General features: G+C 64.3%; 19 protein-coding genes. 5 read left to right on the top strand and 14 right to left on the bottom strand.

Annotation, left to right across the window (positions count from 1 at the left end; all coding sequences use genetic code 11):
- Positions 1-90: 90 nt before the first annotated feature.
- From EH240_RS23640 to EH240_RS23630, 3 genes are all read right to left on the bottom strand, one after another.
- The gene (locus EH240_RS23640) at positions 91-813 is read right to left on the bottom strand and encodes a HoxN/HupN/NixA family nickel/cobalt transporter (protein WP_167484127.1); all 723 of its coding nucleotides are present in this window, start codon (positions 811-813) and stop codon (positions 91-93) included.
- Positions 813-1004, bottom strand: coding sequence for a hypothetical protein (locus tag EH240_RS40145; RefSeq protein ID WP_425374826.1), 192 nt, complete (start codon positions 1002-1004; stop codon positions 813-815). Before EH240_RS40145 ends, EH240_RS23640 begins: the two co-directional genes overlap by 1 nt.
- Positions 1005-1238: 234 nt before the next feature.
- Positions 1239-2117, bottom strand: a complete 879-nt coding sequence (locus EH240_RS23630) for a class I SAM-dependent methyltransferase (protein ID WP_167484126.1) — start codon at positions 2115-2117, stop codon at positions 1239-1241.
- A 146-nt stretch (positions 2118-2263) separates the two neighbouring features.
- Between EH240_RS23630 and EH240_RS23625 the strand changes: the two genes are divergently transcribed.
- Positions 2264-2875, top strand: coding sequence for a TetR/AcrR family transcriptional regulator (locus EH240_RS23625; protein ID WP_167484125.1), 612 nt, complete (start codon positions 2264-2266; stop codon positions 2873-2875).
- On the opposite strand, the gene EH240_RS23620 is transcribed toward EH240_RS23625, so the two are convergent.
- From EH240_RS23620 to EH240_RS23605, 4 genes are all read right to left on the bottom strand, one after another.
- Complete coding sequence (locus EH240_RS23620; RefSeq protein WP_125003097.1) at positions 2872-3309, bottom strand: YqaA family protein; 438 nt, start codon at positions 3307-3309, stop codon at positions 2872-2874. The two genes, EH240_RS23625 and EH240_RS23620, sit on opposite strands and share 4 nt — an antisense overlap.
- Before the next feature lie 18 nt (positions 3310-3327).
- Positions 3328-4641 carry a cation diffusion facilitator family transporter gene (locus EH240_RS23615; RefSeq protein ID WP_125003095.1) on the bottom strand — a complete coding sequence of 438 codons (1314 nt, stop codon included), beginning with the start codon at positions 4639-4641 and terminating at the stop codon, positions 3328-3330.
- A gap of 7 nt (positions 4642-4648) precedes the next feature.
- On the bottom strand, positions 4649-4906 hold the full coding sequence (locus EH240_RS23610) for a metal-sensing transcriptional repressor (RefSeq protein ID WP_125003093.1): 258 nt from the start codon (positions 4904-4906) through the stop codon (positions 4649-4651).
- Positions 4907-5054: 148 nt separating this feature from the next.
- A complete protein-coding gene (locus EH240_RS23605; protein ID WP_095770090.1) occupies positions 5055-5204 on the bottom strand; it encodes a hypothetical protein in 150 nt (49 codons plus the stop codon).
- Positions 5205-5411: 207 nt separating this feature from the next.
- Here EH240_RS23605 and EH240_RS23600 point away from each other — a divergent pair, with 207 nt between their 5' ends.
- Positions 5412-5594, top strand: a complete 183-nt coding sequence (locus tag EH240_RS23600) for a hypothetical protein (protein ID WP_210324999.1) — start codon at positions 5412-5414, stop codon at positions 5592-5594.
- 150 nt (positions 5595-5744) lie between these two features.
- On the opposite strand, the gene EH240_RS23595 is transcribed toward EH240_RS23600, so the two are convergent.
- From EH240_RS23595 to EH240_RS23580, 4 genes are read right to left on the bottom strand one after another with little or no spacing between them, the layout of a single operon-like run.
- Entirely contained in the window at positions 5745-6935 is a 1191-nt protein-coding gene (locus EH240_RS23595; protein WP_125003091.1) for an MFS transporter, read from the bottom strand.
- Positions 6936-7349 carry an arsenate reductase (glutaredoxin) gene (arsC, locus tag EH240_RS23590; protein WP_125003089.1) on the bottom strand — a complete coding sequence of 138 codons (414 nt, stop codon included), beginning with the start codon at positions 7347-7349 and terminating at the stop codon, positions 6936-6938.
- Positions 7346-8044, bottom strand: a complete 699-nt coding sequence (locus tag EH240_RS23585; RefSeq protein ID WP_125003087.1) for an aquaporin — start codon at positions 8042-8044, stop codon at positions 7346-7348. Before EH240_RS23585 ends, arsC begins: the two co-directional genes overlap by 4 nt.
- Positions 8041-8391 (bottom strand): ArsR/SmtB family transcription factor, encoded by a 351-nt coding sequence (locus EH240_RS23580; RefSeq protein WP_125003085.1) that lies wholly within the window; start codon positions 8389-8391, stop codon positions 8041-8043. Before EH240_RS23580 ends, EH240_RS23585 begins: the two co-directional genes overlap by 4 nt.
- 42 nt (positions 8392-8433) lie before the next feature.
- Between EH240_RS23580 and EH240_RS23575 the strand changes: the two genes are divergently transcribed.
- Positions 8434-8973 carry a DUF6428 family protein gene (locus tag EH240_RS23575; RefSeq protein WP_206075319.1) on the top strand — a complete coding sequence of 180 codons (540 nt, stop codon included), beginning with the start codon at positions 8434-8436 and terminating at the stop codon, positions 8971-8973.
- Between the two features lie 298 nt (positions 8974-9271).
- Here the strand turns inward: EH240_RS23575 and EH240_RS38110 are convergent, their stop codons facing one another.
- The 3 genes from EH240_RS38110 to EH240_RS23560 form a co-directional block, all read right to left on the bottom strand.
- The gene (locus EH240_RS38110) at positions 9272-9673 is read right to left on the bottom strand and encodes a hypothetical protein (RefSeq protein WP_167484124.1); all 402 of its coding nucleotides are present in this window, start codon (positions 9671-9673) and stop codon (positions 9272-9274) included.
- 79 nt (positions 9674-9752) lie between these two features.
- Positions 9753-10469, bottom strand: a complete 717-nt coding sequence (locus EH240_RS23565) for a class I SAM-dependent methyltransferase (protein WP_167484123.1) — start codon at positions 10467-10469, stop codon at positions 9753-9755.
- Between the two features lie 57 nt (positions 10470-10526).
- A complete protein-coding gene (locus tag EH240_RS23560) occupies positions 10527-11444 on the bottom strand; it encodes a ketopantoate reductase family protein (RefSeq protein ID WP_245436320.1) in 918 nt (305 codons plus the stop codon).
- A gap of 205 nt (positions 11445-11649) precedes the next feature.
- On the opposite strand from EH240_RS23560, the gene EH240_RS23555 reads away from it, so the two are divergent.
- Both EH240_RS23555 and EH240_RS23550 read left to right on the top strand, forming a co-directional pair.
- The gene (locus tag EH240_RS23555) at positions 11650-13050 is read left to right on the top strand and encodes a sensor histidine kinase (RefSeq protein ID WP_125003081.1); all 1401 of its coding nucleotides are present in this window, start codon (positions 11650-11652) and stop codon (positions 13048-13050) included.
- Positions 13047-13691 carry a response regulator gene (locus EH240_RS23550; protein WP_125003079.1) on the top strand — a complete coding sequence of 215 codons (645 nt, stop codon included), beginning with the start codon at positions 13047-13049 and terminating at the stop codon, positions 13689-13691. Before EH240_RS23555 ends, EH240_RS23550 begins: the two co-directional genes overlap by 4 nt.
- The last annotated feature ends 93 nt before the right edge of the window (positions 13692-13784 follow it).

Below are 13784 nucleotides of genomic sequence, written 5' to 3'. Positions count from 1 at the left end.
ATTTCCGGACACCCGCAACGATGTCCGCTATCTCCCAAGAATCTGTTGCTGCGACAGCGGCTCCGACTTCCGCTGCGGTGAACGCAGCATTCAAGCTGCCGTGATTTGCCAGACGGCGACGCCGGCAAGCGTCATTCCTGCGACGCCCTCGATGCCGCGGGAAATAGCGGCGAACAGGCGCGGCCGGCTTTCAAAGACCCTCACCAGCCGTTCGCGGAACAGGATCGACAAGACCGCCACCGTGGAAAGGGTCAGCGCCACGCCGGTCATCATCGTCACAGCAAAGAGAAGGCCCGCCACAGGAACTCCCCTCGACATCGCGAAGGTCATGGCGAAAAGCGTCAACGGGCATGGGATCAGGCCGGCCATGAAGCCAACCGCTTCGCCTTCATGCTTGTGATGGTGGCCGTGGCTGAGTGCCCGCCAGATCATCCACAGGCCGATCAGCCCGAGCAGTCCTCGGCTGACATGCTCAAGCAGCGGTGCCCGACCGACGCTGCCAAGCGCGATCGAGACCAGAGGCAGAGACAGCGCGGCGATGATCACCGCAATAGTGACATGGGTGACGGAAAGCGTGATCGAGACCAACAGGCCACGTGCGACCTTGGCCTCCGAACCGGCAAGATAGGTGGCCAACACAGCCTTGCTGTGACCTGGTGTGAGCGCGTGGGCGGCGCCAAAGACGACGCCCATCGGCAGGAATGCCATGAACCCAAGCCAATCACCGCCGCTGGACAGCAATTTAATCTGATCTCCGAGTGCCAGGTAGATCGTGCGCTGGAATTCGACCAGCGTCTGAAACAGCGGTTGCATCAGGCACAGGTCAATTCAAGTCGCGTCGCGAAAATCGTGCCGAGATCGGTTCCGGACGGATCGGTGAAGAAGGCTTCCGTCAATCTCTTCTGGTTCTGAGCAATCGCTGCAAAGACGTGCGGGTGCGCGCCAGCGGGAACGGCCGATGCCAGCAACATCGTCGCGCGTGCAACGAGACCGCTCAGCCGCATATGCGCCTGCCCCTTCCTTCTGATGTCGGTGTCCGGACCTGTGGCAGCCCAAACCGGCTAAAATGGGACGGTGAGCGGAACCGTCAGTCGTCGACGATGGAACTTGCAGTGATGGCTTCAGATGTGCCCGCAATGGCGGCGGACGTCAAATGGACGATCTGCTTGCCGTTGCCGGCGATCAATATGGCCGAGCACGCCGCATGCCATCCGCGAGCGCGGTGGCAGCCGCCTTGCTCAGGCTGGCCGGCCCTTGCTGGTCGTCGCGCGGATATAGTTCAGGTTCTTGGTTCCGACCGCGCCGGTGTCGTCGACCTTGAACCCGCACTCGCCCAGCAGCGCCGCGATCGCGTGCATGTCGATATGGCCGTGCCGGTGAAGTCTTGGCAGCCAGCTCGATCTGCGCCCGGGCCTGCCGAAATCGATGAGCAGCAGCCGGCCTCCCGGCTTCAGCACGCGTTCGGCTTCGCGCACAAATTCCGAGCGAACGGGCTTCGACAGATGATGCAGCATCAGCGTGCCGATCACGATATCGAACTGCGCATCGCCGAAGGGAAGTGCCTGCGCCGTACCGTTGAAGAAGTCGAGGTCGAGGCCGGCGCGTCCTGCCTTGGGGCGCGCCCGCTCGATCATTTCGGCCGACGCATCGACGCCCGCGACGCGTCCGTCGGCACCCACCTGCCGTTTCGCGGCAATGGCGAGCGTTCCCGTTCCGCAGGCGACATCGAGCACCGCTTCGCTGGGCTGCAGCTTTGCCAGGCGCAGCATCAATTCGCGGAAACGGCCCTCGCGACCAAAGGTCAGCGCGCGCACCAGAAGGTCATAGCCCAGCGCCCGGTGCAGAACGATGCCGATGCCCTTTTGGGCGGCGCCATGCGCGCCACCGCCGACAAGCCCCTTGTGACGCAAGCCGCCCCACAGAACCGCGACCACGACCACAGCAAGGACGAGGCCATGGATCACGGCCGTCCAAGCGCCGGCCTCGACGTAGCCCATGCCCAGATTAGCCAGCACCACGAGGCCCGCGACCAGCGCGAGCTTGGCGAACAGGACCAGCACGATGATGCCCTTGCGGGAATGCGCTCTGTTGCCGGCATGATGATCGGATGAGTGCATGCTCAGTGTCGTTCCGCTCCGTTGCGAGGTGCTCAAACACCTGTTGAGATTCTGGACGCGGCGTATCATACTGGACATGATGTCCGGAATTGGCGTTGCCGGACGGCAAGGCGTGGACTGTCCAGAACCGGGCACCCGGAGGGTTCATGACCATGAAAATCGAGCGGGCCGACGACACAGGCACGATCGACCGCCGCGTCGCGCGGACGCGCGCCCTGCTCCAGGATGCCATCATCGCCCTGATCCCGGAGCGCGGCTATGCGGCGATCACGGTCGACGACATTTGCCGCAAGGCGAATGTCGGCCGGTCGACCTTCTACACCCACTACACCGACAAGGACGCCCTGCGCAGCGCGACGCTCGAAGCACATCTGCGCTCGCTGAGCCGCGAGCGCCTGTCGAAGGATGAGCGGACGGGAAGCCGCCTGTTCGAGTTCAGCCTGCCGATGTTCGAGCACGCGCAGGCGTTCCGTTCGCTTCATCACGCGCTGCTTGCGAGCAGCGGCGACACCATCCATGACCAAATGCGCGAGCGTATCCAGCGTTCCGTTCGCGCCGAGCTTGGCGGAAAGCGGATCGGCGAAACCGGCGTGTCTGCCGAATTCGCCGTCCAGTTCATCTCCGGCGCGTTTCTTGCCGTGCTTGGCTGGTGGCTCTCCACCGACACGAAGCTTTCGCCGGCGCAGGTCGACGAACTGTTCCAGAAGATGGCGGGACAGGGCATCGGCGCGCGACAGGCCCCGATTGATGAAGGCTAGAGGCCGAGTGTGGCTGCTGCCAGCACCAGATATCGGCCGGCCTTGGCGACCGTGACGATGGCGAGAAAACTCCAGAGCGGTTCGCGCAAAACGCCCGCCGCGACCGTCAGCGGATCGCCGATGACGGGCACCCAGCTCAACAGCAGGCTCCATCTGCCAAAGCGGCGATAGCGGGCCGCGGCGCGGTCGAGTGCTGCGGGGTTCGCTGGAAACCATTTGCTATCGCGAAAGCGGTCGATGCCGCGGCCGAGCAGCCAGTTGACCAGCGAGCCGAGCACATTTCCCGAGGTCGCGACCAGAACCAGAGCGACCGGCGACTGGCCCCCCGCCAGCAACAGGCCGGCAAGGACAGCTTCCGACTGCAGCGGCAGGACGGTCGCGGCGGCGAAAGCCGTTAGGAAGAGCCCACCGAAAGCGGCAAGGTCGGAAAGCATTGGGCGGCAGGCCGGCTATCAGTGGTGGTGGCCTTGCGGCTCGGCCATGGCGAAGGACAGATCCTCGCTGTCGTCGCCGGCCGCGAGTTGCAGCCTGGCGCGGAACTCGTGCGGCTCAGTCGGGGCAACGGGGCTCTGCAGGTAGTGATGGTCGCCGCCGACCGGCGACAAGGTTAGCCGTTCCAACTCTCCGCCGGGCCGCTCGATGGCGACATTCGCCTGCAGGCCCTCGGCGTGGCGCGAGAGCCGCAAACGCATGCGCTCGCCCTGCGGCGTGTCGACGATCTCCAACAACCCGCTTGCCAGCTTGGCCGACACCAGGAATGGATCCGGCGCGTGATGGTGGCTGCCTTCGGCCTCCGGCTCGGCAAAGCGGACCGTGGCGACATCGAGCGCCGGGATGTGGGCAAACAACTCGGCTTTCAGAGATGTGGCGATGTTGTTCGCGGCGGCGAGCAGCAGACCGTCATTGACCGCAATCGCCACGTCGACCTGCAGCTTGTGGCCGAGCCAGCGGGCCTTCGCCTCGACCACCTTGTCGATGCCCACGACATGTCCGGCCGCGTGATGGATTTCGTCTACGAGGCCGGGCTCCACCCCGTCCAGCATGCGGGTCAGCACCGACCGAGCCGATTGCCAGACGATGCCGAAGATGGCGGTGGTGATGATAAGGCCGATGATCGGGTCCGCAAGGGGGAAGCCGAGCCAGACGCCAACCGCGCCGGCAACCACGGCGAGGCTGGTGAGCCCGTCGGTGCGGGCATGATAGCCGTCGGCGATCAGCGCTGCGCTGTTGATCTGCCGGCCGACGCGAATGCGAAACACCGCCACCACCTCATTGCCGAGAAAGCCGATGACGCCGGCAGCGGCAAGCCAGCCGAGGAACCGCACCGGCTGCGGATTGAGCAGGCGGTCGATCGCCTCATATCCGGCGACAATCGCGCTCGCCAGGATGATGAGAACGATGACGATGCCGGCGAGGTCCTCGACCCGGCCGAGGCCGTAGGTGAAGGTCCGGGTCGGCCTGCGGCGCGCCAGCACGAAGGCGATCCAAAGCGGTATGGCGGTGGTCGCATCGGCAATGTTGTGGATGGTGTCGGCAAGCAGCGCCACGCTGCCTGAAAACACGACGACGGCGACCTGCAAGGCAGCGGTGACCGCCAGGATGACGAACGACCATTTGATCGCCCAGATGCCGCGATCGGTCGTCGCGATCGTGGCGTCGATTACGCCATGGGTGTGGCCGTGCGGACCGTGGTGATCATGGCCGTGCCCGCCATGGTCACGACCATGTGCCCCGAACCCGAACCAGTCCAGAATCCTTGCCCACATCGCTGCCTCACAGATATTTGGTGAGCTGCTTCAGCTCCTTGAGCGTGTCCCTGGTCGGCTCGCCGCCTTCGACCAGGCAGTGCTCCATATGATCGTGGATCAGCTCGTGCTTGGCGTTGCCGACGGCACTTTCGACGGCATGAAGCTGCTGCGCGAGGTCCAGGCAAGAACGGCCCTGCTCGAACATGGTGAGCACGGCGGCCAGATGGCCGTGCGCGCGCTTGAGCCGGGCGATGATGTCGGGATGCGAGTTGTGTATTGTCATGCCGCTATCCTATCCCCCAGGGTAGGATAGTGCAAGGCGCTTCGGCGACGCGAGCCGGTCCGATGCGACTGGAGCAATTCCAGGACAGTGTGAAACGGTTAGGCTCGGCGACTTCGCCTTCTCCGTTTCCGCGAAACGGTGAACCGCGCTAATGTCGCTTGAAGTACTGAACCTCGCGCTCGTGCTTCTCGGCGGCCTCGCGTGACTTGAAGGTGCCGAGGTTCCGGCGCTTGCCAGTCCTAGGGTCCACCTTGCGCGAATAGAGACGGTATTCGCCGGACTTCAGCTTGCGGATCATGGCGACCTCCTGTGCGATTTCATAAGCCTAATCCCTGGACCCGTTCGGGGTTCCAGCAGGGCCGAACGTGATCCATTTCACGGAAGTGCGGGGCCGAATGTCGGAATCGACGTGGCAGCGACATAATTCGGTCGGATTATTTGTACTCAAATGATTTCCGTGACGTTAGGGTAGCGTCGCGAGCATGCCGGACTGGAGGAGGGTGAGATGGTGACGGCGAAGCTTCACGGCGTCGAACTCGTCAAGGGCCAGAAGTGGACGGTGCGCGTCACCGCCTACGGCACCACGCTGACCTTCCCCTTCGAAGCCGAGCAATATGCGCGCTCCTACGCCGACGGCCAGGCCTTCCGCCTCGGCGTCGAAGTGGTCGAGCTGAAGGACTGCGCCTAGGGTTCCCCAGCGCGAAAAATCTTGACGGATCGGATAGTGCTTGCGTTGGCGGATCGCATGCCTTGGCGATTAGCCTGAACGCTCCTCACGATCATCATCCTGAGGCGAAGCAAGGAGCGAAGCGGATGACGACGTTGGGAGGTCTAAAGATCATCGACGCACAGCCGCAAAGAGACAAGCGCAGAGCCCAAGATTGACAGTCGCGGCGAGCGCGAGCGTCGTCAGAACGAGGTTTCCGCCGCCCACGCCCAGGAGCAGCGCCCCGATCGAGGGAGCCGCCGCCTGGACAATGAGGCTCGGCGTCGCGAGCTTGCCCATGAGCGCGGCGTATCGCTGCGGGTCGAACAGGACGAGCGGCAGGGCGCCGCGGGCGATGGTGTGGATGCCGTTGCCGGCTCCGTAGAGGATCAATGCCAGAGCCGTGAGGGTCTGGCTCGCGAGCAGCAACCAGACCCCGGCCGCGAGCAGCGACACCGATGTCAGCATCGTCCAGATCGGATGATGCCGGTTGCGGCCGATCAGCATTTCGGCCACCCGCGCGCCGACCTGCGACGAGCCGACCAGGGTGCCAAGGGCGACCGCGGCCGCCAAACCCACCCCGCGAAACTGCAGCAAGGTGAGCAGATGCACGGAGAGCATCGAGGCGATCAGTGCCGCCAGCGTCTGGATGGAGGCAAGCAGAATGAAGCGGGTCCTCGCCCGGCCCGTGGTCGACGCCTGCTTCCATCCGGCTGTTGCCGGTGCCGGCATTGAGACCGGTGGAGGCGGCGGTATCACCCAAAGGTGAAGCGGCAGGCAGATCAAAAGATGGATCGCGGCGTAGCAAAGGCACGCGATGCGCCATCCTTCATGCTCGACGAGGAAGGCGCTGAGCGGCCAGCAGACCGTGCTGGCGAAGCCGCCGAAAAGCGTCAGGTTAGTGATCGCGCCGCGCGCGCCCTGCCCATAGAGGCGGCCGAGCGTGGCGAAGCCGGCATCGTAGAGGCCGCTCGACATGCCCAATCCCATAAGTAGCCAGGCAAGCAGGTAAAGCGGATAGGCGGTTGCTCCCGCCATCAGCGCGTGCGCGGCGGCCAGCAGCAGGGAACTCGCGGCAAGCACCGGCCGGCCGCCGTGACGCTGGATCAGCCGCCCGGTGACGGGCGACACCAGCCCGGCAAGCAGAAGCCCGCAGGAAAGCCCGGCAACGACCGAGGCCAGCGACCAGCCCGTGTCGGCGGCGATCGGCGCGGCGAGCACAGCGGGCAGATAGTAGGACGACCCCCAGGCGAGGATCTGGGTGATGCCAAGCGCCGACACGAGGACGTGGCGATTGCGGGCGCCGGGTGCCGCGCCTTCCAATCAGGCTTTCCCCGGCGCGTAGGCGACCTTCTCGCCATCCTCCTTGACGAACTCGCGCACCGGATTGTCGAGCAGCGGCAGCACCGCCTCCGAAGGCCGGCAGAGCCTTGTGCCCTTGGATGTCTCGACGATCGGCCGGTTGATGAGGATCGGATGGGCGAGCATGAAATCGATCAGCTCGTCGTCGCTCCATTTCGGATCGGCAAGGCCAAGCTCGGCATAAGGCGTTCCCTTCTCGCGCAGCAGCCCGCGCGGGGTGATGCCCATCGCCGCGATCAGCTCCAGCAGCCGTTCGCGGCCCGGCGGCGTCTTCAAATATTCGATCACCACCGGATCCTCGCCGCTGGCGCGGATCATGGCGAGCGTGTTGCGTGAGGTGCCGCAAGCGGGATTGTGATAGATCGTGACCGTCATGGCTTGGCTTTCAGTGTCTGGGGTTGCTCGATGGTTTCGGGCCGCAGCAGCCAGCCCATCAGCGCCAACGCGATCAACGCGCCGAGCAGCTCGGCGACGATGAAGCCCGGCAGATCGGCCGGCCTGATGCCGGAAAAGCTGTCGGTGAGCGAACGCGCCACGGCGACGGCCGGATTGGCGAAGGACGTGGAAGCGGTGAACCAGTAGGCGGCGGTGATGAAGAGGCCGACCAGCCACGGCACTGCCCGTCGCTCGAAGCGGAGGCCGGCGAGAATGACGGCGACCAGGCCGAATGTCGCGACAACTTCGGAGAACCATTGCGCCGGTCCGGCGCGCAGCTTCGTCGCGATCTCCAGAACCGGCAGGGCGAACATGAGATGCGCGCCGATGGTGCCGGCGATGGCGCCGGCGAACTGCGCGGCAAGATAGGCCGGCAGATCGCGGGCCGGGAGCGACCGGTTCAAGCAGAACACGAGCGAAACGGCCGGATTGAAATGCGCGCCGGAGATCGGCCCGAGGATGGTGATCAACACCACCAGCATGGCGCCGGTCGCGAGCGTGTTGCCGAGCAGCGCCAGCGCCGTGTCATGCGTCAGCGTCTGCGCCATGATGCCGGAACCGACCACCGTTGCCACCAGCAGGCCGGTACCCAGGGCCTCGGCGACGGCCCGTCGCGGCAGATCGTAGGAGATCACTGCCTGGCCCCCTCGCCCGGCTGGCAGCAGGGCGCGGCAAGCGCCGGCGCGCAGATTTCCGGGCGGCCCGAGCAGCAATCCTCCATCAGGAACCGGATCAGGCCGGAAAGCGCGTCATATTCGGCGCTGTAGACGATCGAGCGCGCGTCCCGGCGCGTGCTGACCAGGCCGGCGCGCTCCAGTTCCTTGAGATGGAAGCTGACATTGGAAGGCGAGACGGCGACCTGTTCGGCGAGCGAACCGGCGGCGATGCCGGCCGGCCCGGCCATTACCAGCAGCCTCAACAGCCGCAGCCGGGTTTCCTGCGACAGCGCGCCGAATGCGATCAGGGCTTGACGTTCGTCCATGTTTCAATAATCCTTGAAATATCGAAATGAGGAATAACCGACATGCTCACGCTTGACAACCCAAAAATCGCCCCCGCCCTTCCTATGGACCCGTCGGATCTTAGCATCGGCGATCTGCTCGATGCGCTTGCCGCCCACAAGGACAAGCCGCTGGTGTTTCGCTATGATGGCCGGCCGGTAAAGCCGGGCTACCACGTGACCGAGGTCAAGGCCGGGCAGTTCTCGGCGCTCGATTGCGGCGCCAATCCGGAATCCTGGTCGGAAATTTTTGTGCAGCTATGGGACGTCGACGAAGGCGGGCCGGTGCACATGCCGGCCGGCAGGTTCGCTGCCATCATCCGCAAAGTTGCCTACCACGTGGCTCTCGATCCGGCCGCCAGGCTGACCTTCGAGGTCAGCGACGGCATCCGGCCGATGGAGCTTCACCGGGCAACGCAGCCGGCACTGGTTGGCGGCACCGTCGAGGTCGAACTGTCGCCGCGGCCGGCGAGCTGCAAGCCACGCGACCGCTGGCTGGAAGACCAGAAGGCGGCCGGCGCGTCGTGCTCTGCGCCCGCGAGCGGCAAGGCTTGTTGCAGTTGACCGAATTGTCGCGCGGGTTTTCCGGCGCAGGCAAATTAGCGATCTCTTGTATTTCTTGCAAATGAGGATCATGCTTAGCTCAATGCGTGGCAACCTGATGCGCAGCGGGGGTATAAAAAGGGTAAGGCGTCATGGGACTTGCAGTCTGCTATGACCACGGCGGGATCGATCTGGCTTGGTCGATCTTCCTCTGCATCACGGCGGTTTTCATGCTCATGGCGCCATTGGCCGTTGCGCGACTGTCCGCGATATCGCGCGCGGATTCAGTCGGACAGCTTCAGACGGCGTGAGGTCGCTCCTACCCCTGGCGGGCGACCTTTCGCATGGGGACTTCACCAAACAGCGCCGAGCAGTCGATCTCGTCGCGGAAAAGCGCGTCGGGATCGAGCACCAGCCACGACGTATGCGTGCGAAGGTTCCTTAGCCTGGCGTTCTTTTCGGCGCGCGCCCGGCGCTCCGCCTCGGCAAGAGAGGCCGGGGCCGGCCTTTCGGCCTTATGAGGGTGAGAACTCCTCGACATAGCGACACAAAACGCGGTCGCCCCGCTTTGCGTTCCACCGAATGCCGTAACGCGCTGCCCGATATGGTCGTGTTTTTTCCGCCTGGCGGATGACCCTCTCTGAAATAGCCATTGACGGCCGAGATGATCGAGCGCGAGGGCCAAACCGCCCGACAGCCCGCCTTTCAGGATCGTCAGCACCGGAGCGCCTCGCCCTGTTAGACGTCTTTCACTCCAGCCGCTGGTTCAACTTGGATGCATGGCCGCCCCAACGCAGCGACTAGTTCCAGTAGCGGAACACCCTGCCCATTTTATTGGGCATCATGAAAATGTCCTCCGCATGCGAAAAGCCGGCATCCCGCCCTAAGCGCAGCCATGTCTGCGAAGTTTCGGGGAAATCGGCCAGAAGCATATGCCTTTCCATCGATGCGAATTCCTCGTCGGAAACGGCCGACCATTTGTCGCGCAGCAAGGAGAAGCGCGCGAGCCAGGCGGCGCGATCCTCTGCCTCGAACAACGCCGGTTCCCAGATGACGAACAGGCCCATACCTCCCAAGGCCCTGTGGGCGTTGCGCATCACCTTTGCCTTGGCCGCCGTCGGCAGATGGTGCAGCGACATGCCGATCCAGATCACATCGACCGGTTCAGACCATTTCGCCATCGCTTGCGCGAAATCGCAGCAGCGGAGTTCGACGGGACAAGGAAGGGCAACCAGTTCCTGAGCCGCCAACCGCAGCGATGCCGCCGACAAGTCGATACCGACATAGTTGCCTATCTCCATTGTCCTCAGCATCGCGGCGCAGGCACTGGCATCTCCGCACGCCACATCGAGGAACCGGAATGACGCGGGTGCTTGCTCAATAAGCAAGTCGCGAAGAAGGTGATAGACGTCCTGATGGAACATCAGGTTCGCACCGACTATCCTGCGGTAGGTTTCAAGCTCCCTGTTGAACATGTCCTGCGAGCCGGCAACCCCATTATCCGTCGTCACCGGCATGCTTTCAGTCGACGCATTTGCCATGATGTCCTCCCACGGAGCCTCAATGGAACAACGCTAAGCGGCGGTGCCCGCCGCATGGAGATGCAAGGCGCGGAACACCGCCGTGTGGCCAGGGGTCGCAATGGAGAACCTCATGCCCAGTTCATGCATGCGCCCGGAGAGCCAGGCGACCTCGATGGGCCTGCCTCTTTCAAGGTCGTTGGCCATCGATGATTTCACATGTGGAGGTAACGCGGTCCACCTCGTGATGACGCGGTCCTCGAACCCTTCCGCCATCGGATGACCGGCCGCCGCGGCAACCGCCATCCCCTCGTCCCGCAATTGCTCGACGAAAATCCGGGCCTCGGGATCGTCGAGGATTGAACCAATGCCTGAGCGCATGAGCGACGTTGCGCCGGAGAAGGCCGCAAGCGTCACGAACTTCTCCCAAAGCACGCTGTCGATGTCGGCAACCGGCTTCAGTTCGAGCCCGACGGCTCGATCGCAAAGCGCCTGAAGCGCGCGGATGAGAGGATCGCGATGACCGCCGACGAGAATGTGCGGCAGCCCACCCGCATGGAGGACCTCTCCGGGTCTTTCGATGAAGCCGGAAAGGTAGGTGGCGCCGCCGATCACCTTGTCGCCGCGAACATGGCGACGGAGAACCTCGATGCCATCGATGCCGTTTTGCAGCGTCACGACACGGGTCTTCCTGGCAATCAGCGGTCCGAGCGCCGCGGCGGCCTTCTCGCCATCGTAGAGCTTGACGGCGAAGATCACGAGATCGACTGGACCGATGTCGGCCGGAGCAGCGCTTGCGGACACGGTGGGCAGGAAGATGTTGCCGGTGTCGCTGCGAATTCGCAGGCCGTCCCGGCGCATGGCTTCCAGGTGCGCGCCGCGAGCAATGAAGCTGACGTCGCCTCCCGCCTCGGCGAGCCTGGCCCCGACATAACCGCCGATGCCTCCCGCACCCATCATTGCGATCCGCATGCCGTCCCCTCGACGCCAGCCGATGCCATGGCCGCGCGACACCAGCGAACTCACAGCCGTTCTAACATTAGCAGATCCTCAATAAACAGACCAGCCGGCCCAACAGCCGCTCCATTAACCTTCCCCCGGAGCCCGGACCAAGGTCGGTGTCGCAATCGCCGCGGCTGGCCTATAGTCTCTGTTCGTGGTGGGGTGAATCGCGCGTATGCCTAGGGAGACTTTGAAGCGACTTTTGCAAATCTGGAGCGGGCTGTCGCTGGCCTGGCAGTTTGTGATTGCCGGTGGCATAGGTCTATTGGCGGTAATGCTCGTGGTTGGGCTATGGGTGACGTCGCAGATCCGCGAAGGGGTGATGCACAACTCCGCCACCACGACAGCGCTCTATGTCGACAGCGTGATCGCGCCGCTGCTGCCGGACCTGCGCAAGAGCCGCGAGCTCGACGACGCGGTCAAGCAGGCGCTGGACGAAACGCTCGGCCAGGGCGCCCTCGGCAAGAGGCTGGTGTCGTTCAAGCTGTGGCGGCGCGACGGCACCGTGCTCTACGCCGACGACTCGGCGCTGATCGGCAAGGCGTTTCCCCCCAACCCCAATCTGATCTCGGCCTTCGCCGGCAATGTCGTGGCCGAATACAACAATCTCGCCGACGACCCCGAGACTGACGAAGAGAAAGCAGTGAACGCGCCGCTGTTCGAGATCTACAACCCCGTGCGCGAGCCCTGGTCGGGCGAAGTGGTGGCGGTGTCGGAATTCTACGAGATCGCCGACGATTTCCAGGAGACGCTGAATTCGGCGCTGAGATGGACCTGGCTGGTGGTGGCCAGCGCCACGGCGGCCTCGCTGGCGCTTTTGTCAGGCATCGTGTTTCGCGGCAGCCGCACCATCCAGACACAGCGTGCCGCGCTGGAAGCCAAGGTCAGGGAGTTGCAGGCGGCGCTGGCACAGAACTCATCGCTGCGCCAGCGCGTGCAGCGCGCCTCGCGTCGCGCCACCGCCATCAACGAACGCTATCTGAGGCGCATCGGCGCCGACCTGCATGACGGCCCGGCGCAACTGGTGGCGCTTGCCGCGCTCAGGATGGACAGTCCGGTTCTGGTCGACCCCGCCACGCCGAAACCGGAGCGCGAAGCGGAGATCGCCGGCATCCACAAGACGCTCGGCGAAGCGATGCGCGAGATACGCGGCATCTGCAACGGCCTCGTGCTGCCGCAGATCGAGGCGCAGGCGGTGGCCGACATATTGCGGCTGGCGGTCGCCGAGCATGAGCGCCGCACCGACACCAAAGTGTTGCTGACGCTGCCGGAGCGCTTGCCGGAACTCGGCACCTCGGAGAAGATCAGCATCTATCGTTTCGTGCAGGAAGGGCTGAACAACGCCTATCGGCACGGCAAGGGCAAGGGCCAGCAGGTGAGAGCCACGATGAAGGGCGGCAAGCTTTTGGTCGAGGTGCAGGATACCGGTCCGGGCTTCGACCCCGCACGGAGCGAAGGCCTCGGGCTTGCCGGCCTCAGGGAGCGTATCGAAAGCATTGGCGGGCAATTCGAGACGCTTTCAGGCCCTGGGGGAACGAGACTGGTAATCACATTGTCTGTCGAGGAGCAGCCGTGACCGAAAGAATCCGCATCGCTATTGTCGACGATCATCCGCTGTTTCGCGAGGGCGTGGCGCGCAGCCTCGGCGAGATCGGCGGCTTCGAGCTTGTGGGCGAAGGCGCCAGCGCCGAGGACGCCGAAAGGCTGGTCCGCGCCAGCGCGCCCGACGTGCTGCTGCTCGACATCAGCATGCCGGGCGGCGGCCTCAATGCGCTGACCGCCATCCTTTCGGCGGCGCCTGGACAGAAGATCGTCATGCTCACCGTGTCCGAGACCAATGCCGACGTCGCCCAGGCGCTGAAGGCGGGCGCGCGCGGCTATGTGCTGAAAGGCGTCGGCTCCAAGTCGCTGGCCGAGATCCTGCGCGACGTCGCCAACGGCCAGAGCTACGTGTCGCCGACGCTCTCGGCCCGGCTGTTGTCGGACCTCTTGCAGCCCACCAACCGCAAGCCCGACCCGCTCAGCCAGCTCACCGGCCGCGAGGCCGAGATCCTGAGGCTGGTGGCAGAAGGCCTGAGCAACAAGGAAGTCGCCGCCCGGCTGTCGCTGCAGGAAAAGACGGTCAAGCACCACATGACCCGAGTGCTCGCCAAGCTCAACGTGCGCAACCGGACGGAGGCGGCGCTGCTGATGCATGAGGCGAGGGAGAGGAATTAGTGCGTAGTGAATAGTGAATATAGTGAATGGTGAATGGTGAATGGTGAGACTGCGGCGCCGTGACCTTAGCTTCTACTCACCAACCACTACCTC

This window comes from Mesorhizobium tamadayense, assembly GCF_003863365.1.
In the GTDB taxonomy this organism is placed as follows: Bacteria; Pseudomonadota; Alphaproteobacteria; order Rhizobiales; family Rhizobiaceae; genus Mesorhizobium; species Mesorhizobium tamadayense.
This window is presented reverse-complemented; position numbering and strand designations above follow the sequence as displayed.